This window comes from Microbulbifer rhizosphaerae (assembly GCF_014191725.1).
GTDB classification, from domain to species: Bacteria; Pseudomonadota; Gammaproteobacteria; order Pseudomonadales; family Cellvibrionaceae; genus Microbulbifer; species Microbulbifer rhizosphaerae.
This window is the reverse complement of record NZ_JACHWZ010000009.1, coordinates 36520-54156: the sequence shown is the minus strand read 5'-3', so window position 1 is coordinate 54156 and position 17637 is coordinate 36520. Positions and strand designations below refer to the sequence as shown.

General features: G+C 59.5%; 13 protein-coding genes. 6 read left to right on the top strand and 7 right to left on the bottom strand.

Annotated elements, in window-relative coordinates:
- Positions 1–47 precede the first annotated feature (47 nt).
- The 3 genes from FHS09_RS10615 (at position 48) to FHS09_RS10605 (ending at position 4169) form a co-directional block, all read left to right on the top strand.
- A complete protein-coding gene (locus tag FHS09_RS10615; RefSeq protein ID WP_183459636.1) occupies positions 48–1649 on the top strand; it encodes a serine hydrolase in 1602 nt (533 codons plus the stop codon).
- A gap of 26 nt (positions 1650–1675) precedes the next feature.
- A complete protein-coding gene (locus tag FHS09_RS10610; RefSeq protein ID WP_183459634.1) occupies positions 1676–2716 on the top strand; it encodes a S66 peptidase family protein in 1041 nt (346 codons plus the stop codon).
- Positions 2717–2777: 61 nt separating this feature from the next.
- The gene (locus FHS09_RS10605; RefSeq protein ID WP_183459632.1) at positions 2778–4169 is read left to right on the top strand and encodes a Na+/H+ antiporter NhaC family protein; all 1392 of its coding nucleotides are present in this window, start codon (positions 2778–2780) and stop codon (positions 4167–4169) included.
- 86 nt (positions 4170–4255) lie between these two features.
- On the opposite strand, the gene FHS09_RS10600 is transcribed toward FHS09_RS10605, so the two are convergent.
- Positions 4256–7402 (bottom strand): TonB-dependent receptor, encoded by a 3147-nt coding sequence (locus FHS09_RS10600; protein ID WP_183459629.1) that lies wholly within the window; start codon positions 7400–7402, stop codon positions 4256–4258.
- A 479-nt stretch (positions 7403–7881) separates the two neighbouring features.
- On the opposite strand from FHS09_RS10600, the gene FHS09_RS10595 reads away from it, so the two are divergent.
- Positions 7882–8688 (top strand): S1/P1 nuclease, encoded by an 807-nt coding sequence (locus tag FHS09_RS10595; RefSeq protein WP_183459627.1) that lies wholly within the window; start codon positions 7882–7884, stop codon positions 8686–8688.
- A 32-nt stretch (positions 8689–8720) separates the two neighbouring features.
- On the opposite strand, the gene arsJ is transcribed toward FHS09_RS10595, so the two are convergent.
- The 5 genes from arsJ to FHS09_RS10570 form a co-directional block, all read right to left on the bottom strand.
- On the bottom strand, positions 8721–9932 hold the full coding sequence (gene arsJ, locus FHS09_RS10590) for an organoarsenical effux MFS transporter ArsJ (protein WP_183459625.1): 1212 nt from the start codon (positions 9930–9932) through the stop codon (positions 8721–8723).
- A 126-nt stretch (positions 9933–10058) separates the two neighbouring features.
- Positions 10059–11072: an ArsJ-associated glyceraldehyde-3-phosphate dehydrogenase gene (locus tag FHS09_RS10585; protein WP_183459623.1), complete on the bottom strand. Its 1014-nt coding sequence runs from the start codon at positions 11070–11072 to the stop codon at positions 10059–10061.
- 15 nt (positions 11073–11087) lie between these two features.
- On the bottom strand, positions 11088–11432 hold the full coding sequence (locus FHS09_RS10580; protein ID WP_183459621.1) for a metalloregulator ArsR/SmtB family transcription factor: 345 nt from the start codon (positions 11430–11432) through the stop codon (positions 11088–11090).
- A gap of 161 nt (positions 11433–11593) precedes the next feature.
- Complete coding sequence (gene xthA / locus FHS09_RS10575; protein ID WP_183459619.1) at positions 11594–12409, bottom strand: exodeoxyribonuclease III; 816 nt, start codon at positions 12407–12409, stop codon at positions 11594–11596.
- A gap of 146 nt (positions 12410–12555) precedes the next feature.
- Positions 12556–14661, bottom strand: coding sequence for a carboxy terminal-processing peptidase (locus FHS09_RS10570; protein WP_183459617.1), 2106 nt, complete (start codon positions 14659–14661; stop codon positions 12556–12558).
- Between the two features lie 709 nt (positions 14662–15370).
- On the opposite strand from FHS09_RS10570, the gene msrP reads away from it, so the two are divergent.
- Both msrP and FHS09_RS10560 read left to right on the top strand, forming a co-directional pair.
- Positions 15371–16378: a protein-methionine-sulfoxide reductase catalytic subunit MsrP gene (msrP, locus tag FHS09_RS10565; RefSeq protein ID WP_183459615.1), complete on the top strand. Its 1008-nt coding sequence runs from the start codon at positions 15371–15373 to the stop codon at positions 16376–16378.
- A gap of 3 nt (positions 16379–16381) precedes the next feature.
- Complete coding sequence (locus FHS09_RS10560; protein WP_183459613.1) at positions 16382–17044, top strand: protein-methionine-sulfoxide reductase heme-binding subunit MsrQ; 663 nt, start codon at positions 16382–16384, stop codon at positions 17042–17044.
- Between the two features lie 154 nt (positions 17045–17198).
- Here FHS09_RS10560 and FHS09_RS10555 read toward each other — a convergent pair whose 3' ends face one another.
- On the bottom strand, positions 17199–17630 hold the full coding sequence (locus FHS09_RS10555) for a MerR family transcriptional regulator (RefSeq protein ID WP_183459611.1): 432 nt from the start codon (positions 17628–17630) through the stop codon (positions 17199–17201).
- Positions 17631–17637: the final 7 nt, after the last annotated feature.

Here is a 17637-nt window from a genome sequence, read left to right as displayed (position 1 = left end):
AGGTGTTTCGGGCCCCTCAGGGGCCCATTTTTTTCGGAGTGAACCCGGTGCGATATTATAAAGCTTTTATTCTACTGATCACCACGTTGCTGCTGGCCTGCGACGGACCGGGAAAGGAATCCCGTGGCGATATCCCCAAACACATACCGCTTCCCCATGCGGCGCTGGAAACGCTGATAGAGCGGATCATGATGGAGGAAAAAGTCCCCGGTATGGCGGTGGGCATCTGGCAGGAGGGGAAGCCACAATTCCTGCGCGGCTTCGGTATCACCAGTGTGGACCGGCCGCGGCCGGTGGATGAACACACCCTGTTTAAACTGGCCTCCACCACCAAGGCGTTTACCACCGCGGCCCTGGCGTTGCTGGTGGAGGAGGACAAACTCAAATGGGACAGCCGGGTGGTGGATTTCCTGCCCGGGTTCGCCTTGGCCGATCTCTGGGTTACGCGGGAGTTCCGGGTGGAAGACCTGCTCACCCACCGCTCCGGACTGGGCCCCGGCGCGGGAGACCTGATGCTCTGGCCCCAGCCGAATTCTTTCTCCCGTGAAGATATTCTCGCGGGATTGTCGCATCTGCCGCTGTCGGGGAAGTTTCGCGCCGACTACGCCTACGACAATCTGCTCTACATAGTCGCCGGTGAACTGATCGAATCGGTTTACGGTCAGCCCTTTGAAACCTTTGTTGAAGAGCGTTTGTTGAGACCGCTGAATTTGCGCGACTGTTACGCGGGTCCAGTACCGGAAACGGCGAGGGACAACCTGGCGGATCCCCATATATTGATTTCCGCAAAAATCACGGTGGATACCGCCAACCTGGCACCCGACACACGGATCATCTCCGCCGCCGCCGGGGGAATGCACTGCAATGCCGCGGGTATGTTGCGCTGGTTGCAGACCCTGCTTGCCGGTGGCGTGTCCCCCGAAGGTCGGCGGCTGTTCAGCGAAGAGACTCGTGATCGCCTGTGGAAGCCGGTTACCCTGATGCCCCTGTCGCAGGCGCGGACACAGCGGGACGGAGGTCATTTCTACGCCTATGCGCTGGGCTGGCGAGTGCAGGATATGTACGGCAAACGCGTGATCCATCACACCGGTTCCCTGTCGGGCATGTACGCCTGGACAGCAATGGTCCCGGAACTGGACCTGGCGATGGTGGTGCTGATGAATCGCAGCGCCGGCACCGCGCGCCAGGCGATGATCTACAGCCTGCTGATGCCTTACCTGGATGCGCCGGAGCGGGACTGGCTGGCGTATTTTCAGCGGGAAAATACCGTACAGCCTGCCAGCCCGTCACAAATCTCAATTCCCGAAAATGATTCCCCGCTCGTCGAGTCGGACCTGCCCGGCCTTTACCGCGATGCCTGGTTTGGCGATGTGGAAATTGAAATGGGTCCGGATGGCCTGTATCTGAGCGCGGTGAAATCCCCGAGGCTTTCGGGCAGCCTGCACCGGCAGGCCCCGGGGGTCTGGCAGCTCCGCTGGGGAGATCGTATCCTGGATGCGGATGCTTGGCTGGTGGCCCGCAAGTCGCAGGATGGAAAAGAAACCTTTACCCTGCAACCGCAGTCCGCGAATATCGATTTCAGCTACGATTTCGCGGATCTGTACTTTGTGCGGACAGACAAAAGTAGGGCGCGCCGCGCACACCGGTAGCCGGAGTTATTTTTGGAGGAGAGGGAATGTATAGGCGCACCTTGATCAAATCCCTGGTGGCCGCGCCATTGCTGGGCGGTCTCGCGACGGGTGCTGCGGCGGAGGAATCGCAGCCGAAAATCCAACGGCCGGCGCGGTTGCGGGCGGGGATGACCATAGGCTTGGTAAGCCCTGCCAGCAATGTCTGGGAGAACGAGGATATCCGTTTCGCCATGGATGTGGTGAAGTCGCTGGGGTTTGAGGTGAAGGAGGGCACCCACCTGTACCAGCGGGATCAGTATCTCGCCGGCAGTGATGAGGACCGGGCCGCGGATCTCAATGCCATGTTCGCCGATAGCAGGGTGGATGCGGTGTTCTGCCTGCGCGGTGGCTACGGCAGTGCGCGTATCCTGCCGTTGCTGGACTACCGGACGATCGCCGACAACCCCAAGGTGCTGCTGGGTTACAGTGATATCACTGCGCTGCTCAATGCCATTCACCGGCACACCGGCCTGATTACTTTTCACGGCCCCATCGCCGCGCAGAATTTTACCGACTATACCCTGGAGGAATTCCGCAAGGTGCTGGTCAACAGCAGAGCACCGGTACCGCTCGGCGCGCCCCCGCCATTCGACGGCGGCCCCGGGCGGGCGGAACGGAAAAACCGTATCACCCGTTTCCGCGGCGGCAAGGCCAGGGGCCGGCTGGTGGGCGGCAACCTCAGCCTGGTAGCCAGCCTGCTGGGCACACCCTACGAACCGGATTTTCGCGGCAGAATTCTGTTTCTGGAGGATGTGGAAGAGGCGCCTTACCGCATCGATCGCATGCTTACCCAATTGCGACTGGCAGGGAAACTGGAACAGGTGGCGGGCATCGTCTTTGGAAAATTCACCGAGGCGGATACCGATGAGAACACTTTCAGCGTGGAACAGGTACTGCGCGACCGCACCGCCGGCCTGGCGGTGCCGGTAGTGCGTGGACTGATGATCGGGCATGTGGAGGACCAGACAGTGGTTCCCGTCGGGGCCATGGCGGAGCTGGACGGAGACAAGGGCAGCTTGACCCTGCTAGAGTCCCCTCTTGTTTGATATTCCCACTTGTAGGAGCCTGCTTGCAGGCGAATGGCTGAAATAACAAGAAAAAAGCAGTATGAATGAACCGAGCTGGCTTTCCGTACTCCCCCCCTTCCTGGCTATCGGCCTGGCGCTGCTCACCCGCCAGGTTTACCTGGCGCTTTTTGCCGGTATCTGGCTCGGTTATTTCCTGCTGGGCGACGCCGGTATGGTCGCTTCCCTGGCCGAGGGCATAGACGGCGTTATCGCGGTGCTGGGCAACGCGGGGGATGCCCGCGTGGTGGTTTTCACCCTGGTGATCGGCGCTTTTATTTTTACCCTGGAGCGCAGTGGCGCGGTCAACGGCTTTGTGCACTTCCTTGAGCGCAGCCGCTGGGTGACCAACGGCAGACGGGCCCAGTGGCTGGCTTGGCTGGTGGGTGTGGGAATCTTTATCGAATCCAATATCACCGTGCTGGTGTCCGGCACAGTGTCGCGGCCGTTGTTCGACCGTTTCAGGGTCGCGCGGGAAAAACTGGCCTATATTATCGACTCCACCTCCGCGCCTATCTGCATGTTGATCCCGCTGAACGCCTGGGGCGCATTCAACCTGGGCCTGCTGGAGGGGTTGGGTGTGAACGATCCGCTCGCGGTACTGCTGGCGAGTATTCCGCTCAACCTCTACGCCATTGCCGCAGTGGCGATGACCGCGTTCACCATCACCCGCAACTACAATCCCGGCCCAATGGCCGCCGCCGAGGCGCGCACCGCTACTGGCGAGATCGACGGCATAGAGATTTCTACCGGTTTGGAAAAGGACAGCGCGAGACCGCGGCTGGTGAATATGCTGCTGCCGGTAACGGTATTGATTGTAGCGATGCCGGCGGGACTTTGGATTACCGGAGGAGGAGAGATCTTCGCCGGCTCCGGCTCCACCAGCGTGCTCTGGGCCAGCCTTGCGGCGCTGGCCACCATCTCGCTGCTGGTGCTGCTCCAGCGCACCATGAGCCTGGACAGACTGACCCATATGTGGATGGAAGGCGCGGGCCATATGCTGCCGATCGCGGTGATCCTGGTGCTGGCGCTTGCGCTGGGTGCAGTGGCCAAGGCGCTGGGCACCGGCATCTATGTAGCCGGCCTGGTGGGTGACACGATACCGCTGGCACTGCTGCCGGTGGTTATTTTCCTGGTTTCCGGTGTGATCGCCTTTTCCGTGGGCTCCAGTTGGGGCACCTTCTCGATCATGCTGCCGATTGCGATACCCATTGCCACTGCGCTGGGTGCGGAGCCGGCGCTGTTTGTGGCCGCGGTATTGTCCGGGGGGATTTTCGGCGATCACTCGTCCCCGATTTCTGATACCACCATCGTATCGTCGCTGGCGGCGGGTACCGAGCATATGGACCATGTGAAAACCCAGCTGCCCTACGCATTGCGCGCGGGAGCGATCAGCGCCTTGGGTTTTGTCCTCCTGGGGTTCCTGCTGTTGTAGGAGCGGCCGCTGGCCGCGATCGATGTTGGTTGAATCCACAGATTCGATCGCGGCCAGCGGCCGCTCCTACATAATGGTTACAAAGCTCAGAACTGGTAGCTGATTCCCAGTCGGGCGTGCCAGAAAGAGGGCTCCGAAACCCGTGTTTGTCCAGCCGGGTCCAGGAATTCCTCGAAAACATAGCGGCCCTGGTCGTCCACACTGGCGCTTACCGCCGCTTGGTAGCGGGGGAAGCCGGTCTGGTGCATCACCCCCCAGTCGTCGTTGAGCAGGTTGCCCAGGTTCGCCACTACAAAATAGGCCCGGGCGCGGTCGTCGGGGCGGAAACCCGGCAGCTCCTGATCGATACGGAAGTCGAACTTGGTCCACCAGTCGCTGTTCAACTCGTTGCGCTCCGTAATGCCGCCGCGGTCCAGGTCCTCGGAATCCACCCAAGCGAAGAAGGCTTCGGTATCGAAGTCCTCCCCGAACACCACATTGGGATCATCCGCGCCGCTGGGTACGTACAGCAGGTGGCGGGATACCCAGCCGGTGGAGTCGCCGAACATAAAGCCGCTGTCAAACGTATAGCTGTAGGGGCGGCCCTGGTTGGCGGATCCGAACAGGCTGAAGCGGGTCTCGTAACCGGAGAAGAACTCTCTCGCGTAGTCCAGCTTGAGGGTGAAGCGGTGGGGAATTGCGTAGTTGGAGGTCGCGACACCGGGGTCTTCCGGATCGGCGGTGGCGATATTGGTGTAGTTGGAATAGGCCACCGAACTGGTCATCGGATTGACGTCTTCAGCGTCGGTATAGGCGTAGCCCAGGGCCACGTCCAGGCCGAAGTCAAAGGACTTGCTCAGGCCCAGCGACAGGACGTTGGAGTAGCCGGAATCGCCGTCCACATTGGTCAGCATAAAGTCCTGGTCGCGGCCGTTGGCGCTGTCGTAGATCGAGCGGCCGTCGATGGCGGTGCCCACCTGTACTCGGGAGATGTCGCGGACGATCGCCGCATCCTGATAGTCGCTGTACAGCCAGTCCGCGGAAACCAGGTAGCCGTTTTCAAACTGGTAGCTGCCGCCCACTGCGTACTTCCATACCGAGGGGATTTCGAAATCCGGGTCCAGCAGGTTGACGCCGCCGGCACCGCTCTCGGCATTGGCCACCGCGTCGTACAGATGTTGGGGGACACCGTAGATGGGCTGGCCGGACCCGGTCCATTCCATATCGGACAGGGGCGTGTCGCTGGAGTCGCTCACTTCCAGCTGGGTGACACCGTTGTTGGAGTAGTTGTTGGAAATCCACACATTGGGATTGCCGCCGGAGTAGAGTCCGATACCACCGTGAACTTCCAGGTTGCCATCGATATTCCAATTGAAACCCAGGCGCGGTTGTAGCAGGTCCTGGCCGTCCATGTTGTGCTGGTTGGAGAAACCGTATAGCGCCTCTATCTCCGGGTTTTCCGTCGGCTTGTCGCCGCTGGTATACCAGTCGTAGCGCAGACCTCCCACGAGGGTCAGGTCGACATTGGCGAAGGTGTATTCGTCCTGCAGATAGACGGTATTGATGTCGTAGCTGAACTCGGCCGCTGCATCCTCCGGGTTATTGGTACCGGCGGCGCTCTCGTAGATGACGCGCGAGGCAATGCCCTGCTCGAAATCCTCGATGCTGGCGAATCGGTACTCGCCCTCGGCCTCTTGAACGAACATATTGAAGACGTCAAAGGTGTCATGCTCGTAACCGAACAGCAACTGGTGATCCTGTAGCTGCAAGCGGCCGGCCAGTTTCAGGTTGAAGGTCTCGTAGTAAAGCTTATTGGCGTGACGGGAGTCGTCAGCCCCCAGGTAAACAGTAGCACGGGAGCTATTGCCGTCGCCGTCGTGGTCGTTCTCGGTGCTGATCTGCACCTCGCCGTAGTCGGTGCCGCCCAGGGACAGCTGGCGGTTGTCCAGCTCCGAATAGCCGATTTTTACTTCGGTGGAGAAGATATCGCTCCAGTCGGAAAACAGCTGGCCCACATAGGAAGTCAGCTCGGCTCCTCGCTCGTAGTAGTGATTGGACAGTTCCAGTTCATCCGGATCTCCGTCGGACTGGGCGATATGGAAACCGTCGTTGTAGTTGTAGCTGAAGGCCGCGCGCTGGCCGTCGGCGATATTCCAGTCCAGTTTGACCAGCAGCTTCTCGTCTTCCACCGGCAGGCTGGAGGGCAGGCCGCCCGGCTCGTAGCCGTATACATCGCGGGAGATGCGCAGGATTTCATTCAGTTGTGCCTGTGATACCCCTTGTACTTCGGCGACTGCGCCGGCGCCAGCGGGGCCGCGGTCGAAGGTGTCCACGCCTTCGAGTTTTTCGTAGGAGGCGAAAAAGAACAGCTTGTCCTGAATAATCGGGCCGCCCAGGGTGGCGCTGTAGCGCTGTTCATCAAAGGATGCGATATCGAAGCTTTCGCCTTCCAGCGAGTCTCCGCTGAAGCCGTCGTCGGTGTAGTCGTAGAAAACGGAACCGTGCCAATCGTTGCTGCCGGACTTGGTTACCGCGTTGATATTGCAGGCGCTGAAGCCGCCGTACTGCACGTCAAAGGGTGCCAGTTCAACGGCTACCTGCTGAATGGCATCGTAAGAGAAGGGCATACGCTCAGTTGGATAGCCATTGCCGTTCAGGCCAAAATTGTCATTCATGCGCACGCCATCGACGGTGAGGCTGTTAAAGCGCGGATTGGCACCGGTACATTGGATAGCATCGCCGAAGGATTCGTCGATATAGATCCGCGGGTCCATGCGCACCAGAGACTTGATGTCGCGGGTGGTGGAGGGGGCGCTTTCAATATCATCCAGGTTGAAGTTCGAGGAGGGGCCCAGGGCGGTGACCCGCTCCAGCATGCGTGCCACTACGGTGACTTCCTCGAATTCGCTGGAACTGAGGTTGACGGGAAGATTCAGGGGGTCGCCCAGGGTCAGATACAAATCATCGATTACCTGCTCGCCTTCGTCAGATTTTATCGTGACGACATAAGGGCCACCCACACGCAGCCCTTTCAGGTTGAAGCGGCCGGATTCGCTGCTCAGGATTTCGCTGCGGCTGTTGGAGGGGGTATGGACGACGGTGACTCTGGCGTTGTCGATGGGATTGCCATCGGCACCAGTGACGACACCGCGAATGGCGGCGGAAGTTTCCTGTGCGTAGGCCGCGGGCGTCATGCCCATCGCCGAGATCACCGCTGCGGACAAAAGTGCACGCGGGAAAAAGCAGCGTTTCATGAAATTCTCCTCGTCTTGAAGTGGCCAAAGAGCAGGGCCATCGGTGTGGTGTATGATTTATTGTTTCCTCGGTTCTGTTCAATGCTTCCGAGAATTAGCGCCGGCGCTATTCTCAGGGAGAAAAATGACACTGGGATGAAAATTTTATTGATGTTGTTTGGTGCGGAGTTTGAGTAGGGAAAGTCGTTGTACTCAACAGTTAACCACTTTCGCTCTTTTTCTGTAACATAGAGGCAACAATTATGCCAAAAGGTTTGTGTATGGTTATGTTTTGGTTGTCGGTTTTTATGCCGCGGAAGTGCCATTCAAATTAGAACCATCTGGCACCAATATCGGGCGTCCGCTTCATTACAGTGAAGCACACTGCATCAAAATGGGCTCCCGGAAATACGCCGGAAATAATTTTTGTCTTCAAGTTCAAGTTTGTCATAAAGTCCAGATAGGATAGGCCGGGACGGAAAAATACAATGAGGCATGAAGTGAAACCAGATAGAAATATTTTTGTAAAAGTAATCTTCTGCTTTTCCATATTACTGACATCGGTCAATACAATGGCCTGGGGAGAGGACGGTCACCGGGTGGTGGGAGAGATCGCCTGGGGCTATTTGCGTCCGGAGGTCAGAACCCGGGTGGGAGAGCTGCTGGAGAGTGCCGGGGAGCCGAACCTGGCGGAGGCCACTACCTGGGCGGACCGTATTCGCAGCGACAGCCGCTACGACTGGGCGGCGTCGATGCACTACATCAGCCTGCCGCGCCAATGGGATGGATATAAGGAAGAGCGCGACTGCCCGCCGGCCGGGTGCATCCTCAAGGCCATTGACCACTTCGGGAAAATACTCGGTGACCGCAGTGCGACGAAAAGCGAGCGGGCCGAGGCATTGCTGTTTGTCGCCCACTTTGTCGGCGACCTGCACCAGCCGCTGCACACCGGCCTGTCCGAGGATCGCGGCGGCAATGATATAAAAGTCGAGTTCTTCGGTTTTCCCACCAACCTGCACGCGCTCTGGGATGTCTACCTGCCCGCGGGCTTTGTGCGCGATTGGAAGCAGTACGCCGAAGAACAGCGGCGGTCAATCGGCGAGCGGGAGCGCAAACAGTGGCTGGACAGCACGCCGGAGGACTGGGCCGCTGAATCCCAGCGCCTGGTGCACAGCCATGCCTATACCAGCCAGGTTGAGTTGGGGGAGGATTACTACCGTCGCAACCGGGAGGTTGTCGCGCAGCGCCTGCGCCGGGGCGGTGTTCGCCTGGCGGGTCTGGTCAATCAGGTACTGGGGCAGCAGTAATCATTGCTGTAACAGCTGGTGCGCGGCGCGCCCTACGATGGGTGGTGTCGTGGTAGTCCCAGTGAGAGTACCGCTGCCAGCAGCAGAAATACCGCCGATATCCACAGGCAGGCCTCCAGTCCGGCCGTCTGGTAGACCCAGCCGGACAGCACTGTCCCCGCCAGCCTTCCCATGGCATTGGCCATATAGTAGAAACCCACATCCATGGACACGCCATCCTCCCGCGCATAGCTGACGATCAGGTAGCTGTGCAGGGAGGAATTGATTGCGAAGAGTGCGCCGAACAGCATCAGCCCCCCGAGCAAACTGGCCGCGGGGTGAATGCCCCCGAGCAGGGCCATTGCTATCAGTGCGGGAACCAGCGCCAGTACTCCGGCCCAGACAAAAGCGGTTCTGCCGTCCGGCAGTTTGCCCCTGCCGGTAAAGTGCGGAGCCAGGGACTGGACAATGCCGTAGCCGATAATCCACAGCGCCAGGAAGCCGCCCACTTGCCAGTAATCCCAGCCGAAGCGGCTGGCGAGAAACACCGGCAGTGCCACCACAAACCATACATCCCGTGCGGCGAACAGGAACAGCCGCGCCGCGGACAGCAGGTTGACCGCGCGGCTCTTGGAGAAAATATCGCGGAATTTGCTTTTCGCTTTGGCCTTGCCCAAATCCCTTTTCAGCAGCAGGACGCTCGCCAGCCACACCAGCGCCAGGGCCGCTGCCATTATCCCCACGGTACCCCTGAACCCGAGTAGGGCCAGCAGAGCGCCGCCGAGAAAAAAGCCCACGCCCTTCAGGGCATTTTTCGATCCGGTGAGTATTGCCACCCATTTGTACAAGGTGCCCTGGGCTTCCGCGGGTACCAGCAGTTTGATGGCACTCTTGGCGCTCATCTTGTTGAGATCCTTGGCGATGCCGGAGAGCGCCTGGGCGGCCATCACCCAGGGAACCGTCAGCAGCGCGGCGGGAACCAGAAGCATGGCGAGGGCGATTACCTGCAGCGCCAGGCCGATATTCATGGTGCGGTTCAACCCCAGCCGCGCGCCCAGCCAGCCGCCCACCAGGTTGGTCACCACGCCGAAGAACTCGTAAAAGAGAAACAGCAGGGCGATCTGCAGCGGGCTGTAGCCCAGGTCGTGGAAATAGAGCACCACCAACATGCGCAGGGCGCCGTCGGTGAGGGTGAAGGCCCAGTAGTTGCCGGTGACCAGCAGATACTGGCGGACTTGGGATGGTAGGGAGGATAGAGAAAGCATCAGGATCTCGATGACCGATGTAGGAGCGGGCCATGCCCGCGATCAGCCGGTGGGCTTAACCTCTGCTGATCGCGGGCATGGGCGGATGGCCGCCCCGCCGCTCCTACGGGAGATTGATCAAAGCTTTTACAAATTCCGGTCCATGGAGCCAACCATTCGCGCTAACTCCGCAGTGCGGTTGGCATAGCCCCACTCGTTGTCGTACCAGGCATAGATTTTTACCTGGGTATCGTTCACCACCATGGTGGACAGGGCATCAATGATGCTGGAGCGGGGGTCTGTTTTGTAATCGATGGAAACCAGCGGGCGCTCCTCGTAACCGAGGATATCCTTCAGCTCAGTTTCCGCCGCGGCTTTCAGAAAACTGTTGACCTCGTTGACGCTGGTGGCCCGTTCCACTTCGAATACGCAGTCGGTGAGCGAGGCATTGGCCAGGGGTACGCGCACTGCATGTCCATTCAGCTTGCCCTGCAGTTCGGGAAAAATTGCCGTGATCGCGGTGGCGGAACCGGTGGTGGTGGGGATCAGGCTCATACCGCATGCGCGGGCCCGGCGCAGATCCTTGTGCGGCGCGTCGAGAATGGTCTGGGTGTTGGTGAGATCGTGGATGGTGGTGATGGAGCCGTGTTTGATCCCCAGTTTTTCATGGATTACCTTGACCACCGGCGCCAGGCAGTTGGTGGTACAGGAGGCGGCAGTCACGATACGGTGCTGATCCCTGTCGTAAAGCTGGTGGTTGACGCCCATTACGATATTGAGCACGCCCGGCTCCTTGACCGGTGCGGAGACCACCACCCGTTTGACACCCTGATCGAGATAGGCCTGTAGCAGGGCGGTGGATTTCATCTTGCCGGAGGCCTCGATCACCAGGTCGCACCCGGACCAATCGGTATCGGCGATGGCGCTATTCCGCGAGCAGGCCAGGCGTCGGCCACCGATGTCGATGGTATTGCCGTCGGCCTCGGCGGTATGCTGCCAGCGGCCGTGCACCGAGTCGAAATTCAGCAGGTGCGCCAGGGTTTCCGCATCGCCGGCGGGATCGTTGACCTGCACGAATTCCACCTCTGGCCAGTCCCAGCCTGCGCGCAGAGCCAGGCGGCCGATGCGGCCGAAGCCGTTGATACCAATTCTGATTGCCATATTTTTCCTGCTCCGTTAGCAACAGGAGCGCAGACGTTCCGGCCTGTCTCCCATGGAGGATAGCTTCTTCAGGTTTTCGTCGAGGAACTGCCGGTTGTGTTCGGCAGTTTGCTCCAGGACCGCCTTTGTCCAGAGGGGCAGGGCGGGATTGATACGGTAGAAAACCCACTGGCCCTGACGGCGGTCAAGCAGCAGGTCGCATTTGCGCAGTTGGGCCAGGTGGCGGGAGATTTTGGGTTGGATTTCTCCCAGGGCACCGGTCAGCTCGCAGACGCAGAGTTCTCTCTCCATATGGATCAGCAATATGCAGCGCAGGCGGGTTTCGTCGGCCAGGCATTTGTAGAATTGGAGAGGGTTCATTTGTGGGGCTGCTTTTGGATATGCGCTGAATCATATATATGGTTTTCCGTATGCGCAAGGTCGAAGAGCGAGCGTTGGTGGACTGGCGAGGGGCTATTGGAGGGGGAATGGGAGCGGGCCTGTGGCCCGCGGGCGGAGCTGGAGCTCCGCGGTCCCGGGGATCAGAGCTTGAATTCGGCCCACACTGGCGCGTGGTCGGAGGGGCGGTCCATGGCGCGGATCTCGTAGTCCACCCCGGTGCCCACACAGGCCTGGGCCATGGAGTCGCTGGCCAGGATCAGGTCGATGCGCAGGCCCCGCTTGGGGTCGCGTTCGAAGCCGCGGCTGCGGTAGTCGAACCAGCTGAACACATCGTTGGTGTCCGGGTTCTGTTCGCGGAAGGTATCCACCAGTCCCCAGCCCTGGATTTTTTCCAGCCACTCGCGCTCCTCGGGCAGAAAGCTGCACTTGCCGTCGCGCAGCCAGCGCTTGCGGTTGGGTTCGCCGATGCCGATATCCAGGTCCGTGGGGGAGATATTCATATCGCCGATCACCAGCAGGGGAGCGCTGGGTTTGCAGTGCTTTTGCAGGTATGTGTCCAGGTCCGCATAGTATTTGCGCTTGGCGGGGAATTTGATCGGGTGCTCGCGGCTTTCCCCCTGGGGGAAGTAGCCGTTGATCACTGTTAGCGGTTCCCCCTTGCCGATATCGAACTGGCCGATTACCGTGCGTCGCTGGGCGTCGGCGCCATCTTCGGGGAAGCCGTACTCCTCTTTAACAAACGGCAGGCGGGAGAGCAGGGCGACGCCGTAGTGGGTCTTCTGGCCGGAAAAAATAACTTCGTAACCCAGGTCGCGCACCACATCCACGGGAAAATCCTCGTCGGTGACCTTGGTTTCCTGCAGGCCGATAATCTCCGGACTGTGGCTCTGCACCAGCGCCTCCATCTGGTGCAGGCGCGCGCGGATACTGTTGACGTTGAAGGATACGACTTTCATATTTTCCCCCTGAAAATAAAAAGGTTGGGCTCAAGCCCAACCTGAAAACAATGATCGCGGCCGCGGGCCGCTTCTGCAATCTGTCCCGGGCACATGAAGCGGGCCTCCGGCCCGCAGGCGGAGCTGGCGCTCCGCGTTCCCGGGGTTTAGAAATTCGCCACCTGCGGTGGCGCCTTGGAGGCCTTTTTATTCAGGCCGATAAAATCCGCCATGATGTAGCCGGCCTCGTTCAGGATCGGATCATCTTCCAGCTTGATTTCCACTGGCCCACCCAGGGCTGCGACATCGTCCGATTCGCTTTCCTCCAAGGCCTCAAAGCTCTCGTAGGGCTCCAGGCCCTTGGCGTTGCGACGGCGGTTTTCCATGGTGAGTAGCCGCTCGTTCAGCGCTTCGCGCTCCTCTTCCCGCGCCTTTTCGTTCAGGGAAATGGACTCTTGGTCGGCCCGTTCCCGCTCGAACCGGAATTGCTCGCGCAGGTAGACAAAGTCCGGGTCGGTCGCGGTGCGCTGATTGTGTTTGCTGACCAACGCCGGCAGCAGTTCCTTCAGGTCGAAGTACTTGGCGTGCGGCACCGCGTGGATGCGATCCCAGGGCAGGGCGGTATCGTAGGCGCTCTCACCCACGCTCTCGGTATCGATCAGCTGTGGCATGGGAATATCCGGAGTCACCCCGGCATGTTGGGTGCTGTCGCCGGATACCCGGTAGAACTTGGACTGGGTGATCTTCAGCTGGCCTTCCTTGAGCGGCGCCATGGTCTGTACCGTGCCCTTACCGAAGGATTGGTTGCCCACCACCAGGCCGCGGTTGTAATCCTGGATGGCGCCGGCAAAAATTTCCGAGGCGGAGGCGGACAGGCGGTTGATCAGCACCATCAGCGGCCCGCGGTACATAGCGCGGGAGCGGGAGCGGTTATGTCTGGAAATCTGCTCGTTGGCGTGCCGGATCTGCACCACCGGGCCCTGGTCGATAAACAGGTCGGTGAGCATGGTGGCCTCCTGCAGGGAGCCGCCACCGTTGTTGCGCAGGTCCAGGATCACGCCATCGACGTTCTCCTCTTCCAGCTCGTTGAGCAGCCTGGCCACATCGCGGGTGGTGCTCTTGTAGTTCGGATCGCGGCGGCGATAGGCCTCGAAATCGATATAGAAGGTCGGCAGGTTGATCACGCCGATCTTGTAGCTCTTCTCCCCGTCGGAGAATTCGAATATCGCCTTTTTCGCCGCCTGGTCCTCGAGCTTCACCTTGCTGCGCTTGATCAGGATGGTCCGGTGGCTGCCGTCGCCGCCGGTGGGGATTGTCTCCAGGCGAACATAGGTGCCGGCGGCGCCGCGAATCAGTTCCACCACGTCATCCAGGCGCCAGCCGACAACGTCGACCATCTCGCCTTCTTTGTCCTGGCCCACGGCGACGATCTTGTCGTTGGGTTTGAGTTTGCCGGTGCGATCCGCGGGACCACCGGCGACAAGGCGGGCCACCTTGGTATATTCATCCTCCATCTGCAGCACGGCGCCGATGCCCTCCAGGGAGAGAGACATGCTCATATTGAAGTTTTCCAGTGAGCGCGGCGACAGATAGTTGCTGTGGGGATCGTACAAGCGGGTGAGTGAGTTCATATAGAGTTCGAATACATCGTCGCTGCTCTGCTGCTTCACCCGCTTCAACTGGCCCGTGTAACGGCGGGTGAGCAGATCGCGGATCTCCTCGTCCTTTTTACCGGTGAGGCGCAAGTTGAGCACACTGGATTTGAGGCGCTTACGCCACAGCTCGTCGGCGGCGCTGATGGAGACGGGCCACTGGCTGTCCTCGCGGTCCACCTCCAGGGATTCGTCTCTATCGAAGTCGAACTCGGGCAGGCCCTTATCCAGTTGGGAAAGGATATTGTTCAGGCGATCGGTTACCCGCAGGCGGTAGCGGTTGTAGATCTCGAAACCATGGTTTACCTGGCCGGTGCGTAATTCGTCGTCCAGCTTGGTGCGCCACTGGCGGAACTCGTTGATGTCGGAAGCCAGGAAATAGCTCTTGGTGGGGTCCAGGGCCTCAATATATTCGTCCCACAGCTCCTCGGACATCTCGTCGCCGAGCTTCAGCTTGTTGTAGTGCAGCATCTCGAGTTTGCCGACGATCTCCCGGGCGGTACTGCCCTGGTCCTCCTCCGGTTGCAGGGCATCCGCTTCGGCCAGGGTGGCCACGGGCAGCAGGGTCAGGGTGAGGATTAAGAGGCCGGAAAACAGGGCGGCGATCCGATTGGTCAGCATAGGGGGTCTCTTTAATACGTCCTACTTCACAGTTCACCACCGCCCGGAGTGGCGGCGGCGAGATATAGCTTAGGACAAGTATAAAGGCACAAAGCTCCAAAAGGCATGAAATGTGTCCAATCCGGGACAGTTGGTGCCCCCAAAAAGCCCTCAGAGGAACAGAATTCCTTTTCCCGGCAGCGATTTGCTTTTGCGTACCACGATTTGCGAACTGATCGAGGCGAAGCCTGGTCTGCCTCAATAGTTTTTACTTTAAGTTATTACAGTAAGTTTTTGATTTGACGATAATTCACTGCTCGGTCAGAAGGCCCGGGCAGGCGAGGGAGCTTGACAGTCCCCCCGGAGGCACGCCTCTGTCGGTCTGTTGATCCCCGGCGGCGGTATCCTGGGCAGATCCTGCCATGCTGCCGGGGAGCCCGGCGGGTCACGCCGCGACGAGCTGCCGCTCAACTTGAAATCTGGTGCAGTGTCCGCCAGTGCCTGGAAGGTACGGAAAACCCTTAGGCTGGGCTCTGCCGGCAATTGTGTAAGAAAATGGCCCTGGTGCCAGACAAACGTATTGTCGCGGCTGTGGCCCGGAAGTACCGGGGAACTGGCCCGATAGCGGATTGCGGGAAGTTGATTCCAACTTTCCACAACTTACTTTGTCACAACGTTGATTGTGCCTCTCGAGATAACCCGGGCGCAGACCTGGCGGAGTAATCTGTTTATGTTGATAAAGACCAAGAAGCGGGGGGATCTGACGGAAGGCAGTGTCACTCCCGAGACCGCCTACCTGAATCGCCGCACGCTGTTAAAAGGCATCGGCCTCGGCGGCATGCTGGCCGCGGGCGGCGCTCACGCCGGTTTGCTCGATTTCCTGTCTCCGGACTCTGAAGAACGGGAGACGGCCGAGCGCAAGGCATTGCAATTCAGTCCGCACTCTCCCGGGCCCTCACTGACCCTGACGCCAGAAGCCAAGGCCATCAATCACAACAACTTCTACGAATTCGGCACCAGCAAGACAGACCCGGCTCGCAACAGCCAGTCGCTGAAAGTGGAGCCCTGGACGCTGACCGTCGAAGGGGAGGTCGCCAAACCGGGCAAAGTGGATGTGTGGCAGCTGATGGCCGGATCGCAGCTGGAGGAGCGTATTTATCGCATGCGCTGTGTGGAGGCCTGGTCCATGGTGATCCCCTGGATCGGCTTTGAACTGGGCAAATTCCTCCAGCGTTTCGAACCCACCAGCAGGGCCAAATACGTCGCCTTTGAAACACTGTACGATCCCGGGCAGATGCCGGGACAAAAAGACCGGTACCTGGGCGGGGGTATCGATTACCCCTACGTTGAGGGCCTGCGTATCGATGAAGCGATGAATCCCCTGACCATTCTGACAGTCGGTTTGTACGGTAAGACCCTGCCACCCCAGAACGGCGCCCCGATCAGGCTGGTGGTGCCCTGGAAATACGGCTTCAAGGGAATCAAGTCCATCGTCAAAATACGTTTGCTGGAAAAAATGCCGCCCACCACCTGGAATATCCTGGCCCCGAACGAGTACGGGTTTTATGCCAATGTCAATCCGGCGGTGGACCATCCCCGGTGGTCCCAGGCCACGGAGCGGTTTATCGGCCCCGGCGGCCCGCTGTCGGTCACCCGGCAGGAAACACTGTCGTTCAATGGCTACGGCGACCAGGTAGCATCACTGTACTCACAAATGAACTTGAGAAAATACTTTTAGCGTATGGCAGTTCTCGAACAGAAATCCGGAATCCAGCCGCTCCGGTTTCGCAAAACCCTCGCAATTATTTTGCAGCTTGCGGTGCATATCGGCTCGGCGCTGCCGCTGTTGTGGCTTTTTTATGCGGTAAACGCGGGGTTGATGGGCGGCGACCCGGTAAAGGAGCTGATACATTTCCTGGGCATCGGCGCCCTGCGATTGCTGCTGCTGACCCTGCTGGTTTCCCCGCTGGCCCAGTGGCTGTCCACCGGCCAGCTGAACCGATTGCGCCGTCCGCTGGGACTATGGTGTTTTACCTGGGCTTCACTGCATTTCACCAGTTGGCTGGCCCTGGATCTCGCCTTTGACTGGTCCCTGATTGGCGGTGAGTTGATTGAGCGCACCTATATTCTGCTGGGTTTTATGGCCTGGATACTGCTGCTGTCCCTGGCGCTTACCTCGATTCCAAAACTGATGCGGCTGATGGGGAAACACTGGAAAAAACTCCACGGCTTTGCCTATGTGGTCCTGCTGTTGGGCTGCTGGCATTTCTGGTGGTCGGTAAAGAGTGGCTGGATGGAGCCGGCACTCTACCTCGCGGCTGCGGTATTTCTGCTTATATTGCGCCGGCGCAAAGTGGTCCACTGGCTCGGCAGTTTTATCCCCGCTCCCAGCCGGCCACGATAATTCCCATACAAAGAGTGCGGTGGTTTTCAGTAACAGCACGGGATGAATATCCGCTGATTGAGTTGGGGGCAGGGTAGCGCTTTGCTAAAGTCAACGCACTCTATCACCGAAAGCGATCCACATCCGCGATGAACGGGAATGAGGAGGGTTTTCATTAATCGGATGCCTGCTTCGTCAACTCCGTAAACACCACACAGTTGCGGCCCGGGCCGCCGCAGCACGCTTCCTCACACTGGTCGACGAATACCTCAAGACTTTTCTCCAACTCGTGCAATTCCGCCAGCTTCGCGCGCACATCGGCGAGATGCGCGCTGGCGATATCGCGCACCTCGATGCAGTCGCGGTCAGGGCTGATCGCAAGTCCGGAGAGCAGCCTTACCTGTTCAATCGGAAAGCCGAAGTCCCGGCATCGGCGGATGAAGATCAAGCGTTCCAGGTCGGCACCCTGGTAGACGCGCTGGCCGCTCGCGCTACGGTTCGGCGTCGGCAAGAGCCCGATCTCCTCGTAGTACCTGATGGTCGGAGCGGTAACCCCGGCGGCCTTGGCGAGGGCACCTATGCTGAGCCCGCGGACGTGAACACTCATGACTGAA

Bases quoted from the DNA above. Each gene is read 5' to 3' on its own strand.
- FHS09_RS10610 (WP_183459634.1), top strand. From the start codon at position 1,676: ATGTATAGGCGCACCTTGATCAAATCCCTGGTGGCCGCGCCATTGCTG.
- FHS09_RS10605 (WP_183459632.1), top strand. From the start codon at position 2,778: ATGAATGAACCGAGCTGGCTTTCCGTACTCCCCCCCTTCCTGGCTATC.
- FHS09_RS10600 (WP_183459629.1), bottom strand. From the start codon at position 7,402: ATGAAACGCTGCTTTTTCCCGCGTGCACTTTTGTCCGCAGCGGTGATC.
- arsJ (WP_183459625.1), bottom strand. From the start codon at position 9,932: ATGCTTTCTCTATCCTCCCTACCATCCCAAGTCCGCCAGTATCTGCTG.
- FHS09_RS10585 (WP_183459623.1), bottom strand. From the start codon at position 11,072: ATGGCAATCAGAATTGGTATCAACGGCTTCGGCCGCATCGGCCGCCTG.
- FHS09_RS10580 (WP_183459621.1), bottom strand. From the start codon at position 11,432: ATGAACCCTCTCCAATTCTACAAATGCCTGGCCGACGAAACCCGCCTG.
- xthA (WP_183459619.1), bottom strand. From the start codon at position 12,409: ATGAAAGTCGTATCCTTCAACGTCAACAGTATCCGCGCGCGCCTGCAC.
- FHS09_RS10570 (WP_183459617.1), bottom strand. From the start codon at position 14,661: ATGCTGACCAATCGGATCGCCGCCCTGTTTTCCGGCCTCTTAATCCTC.
- msrP (WP_183459615.1), top strand. From the start codon at position 15,371: ATGTTGATAAAGACCAAGAAGCGGGGGGATCTGACGGAAGGCAGTGTC.
- FHS09_RS10560 (WP_183459613.1), top strand. From the start codon at position 16,382: ATGGCAGTTCTCGAACAGAAATCCGGAATCCAGCCGCTCCGGTTTCGC.
- FHS09_RS10555 (WP_183459611.1), bottom strand. From the start codon at position 17,630: ATGAGTGTTCACGTCCGCGGGCTCAGCATAGGTGCCCTCGCCAAGGCC.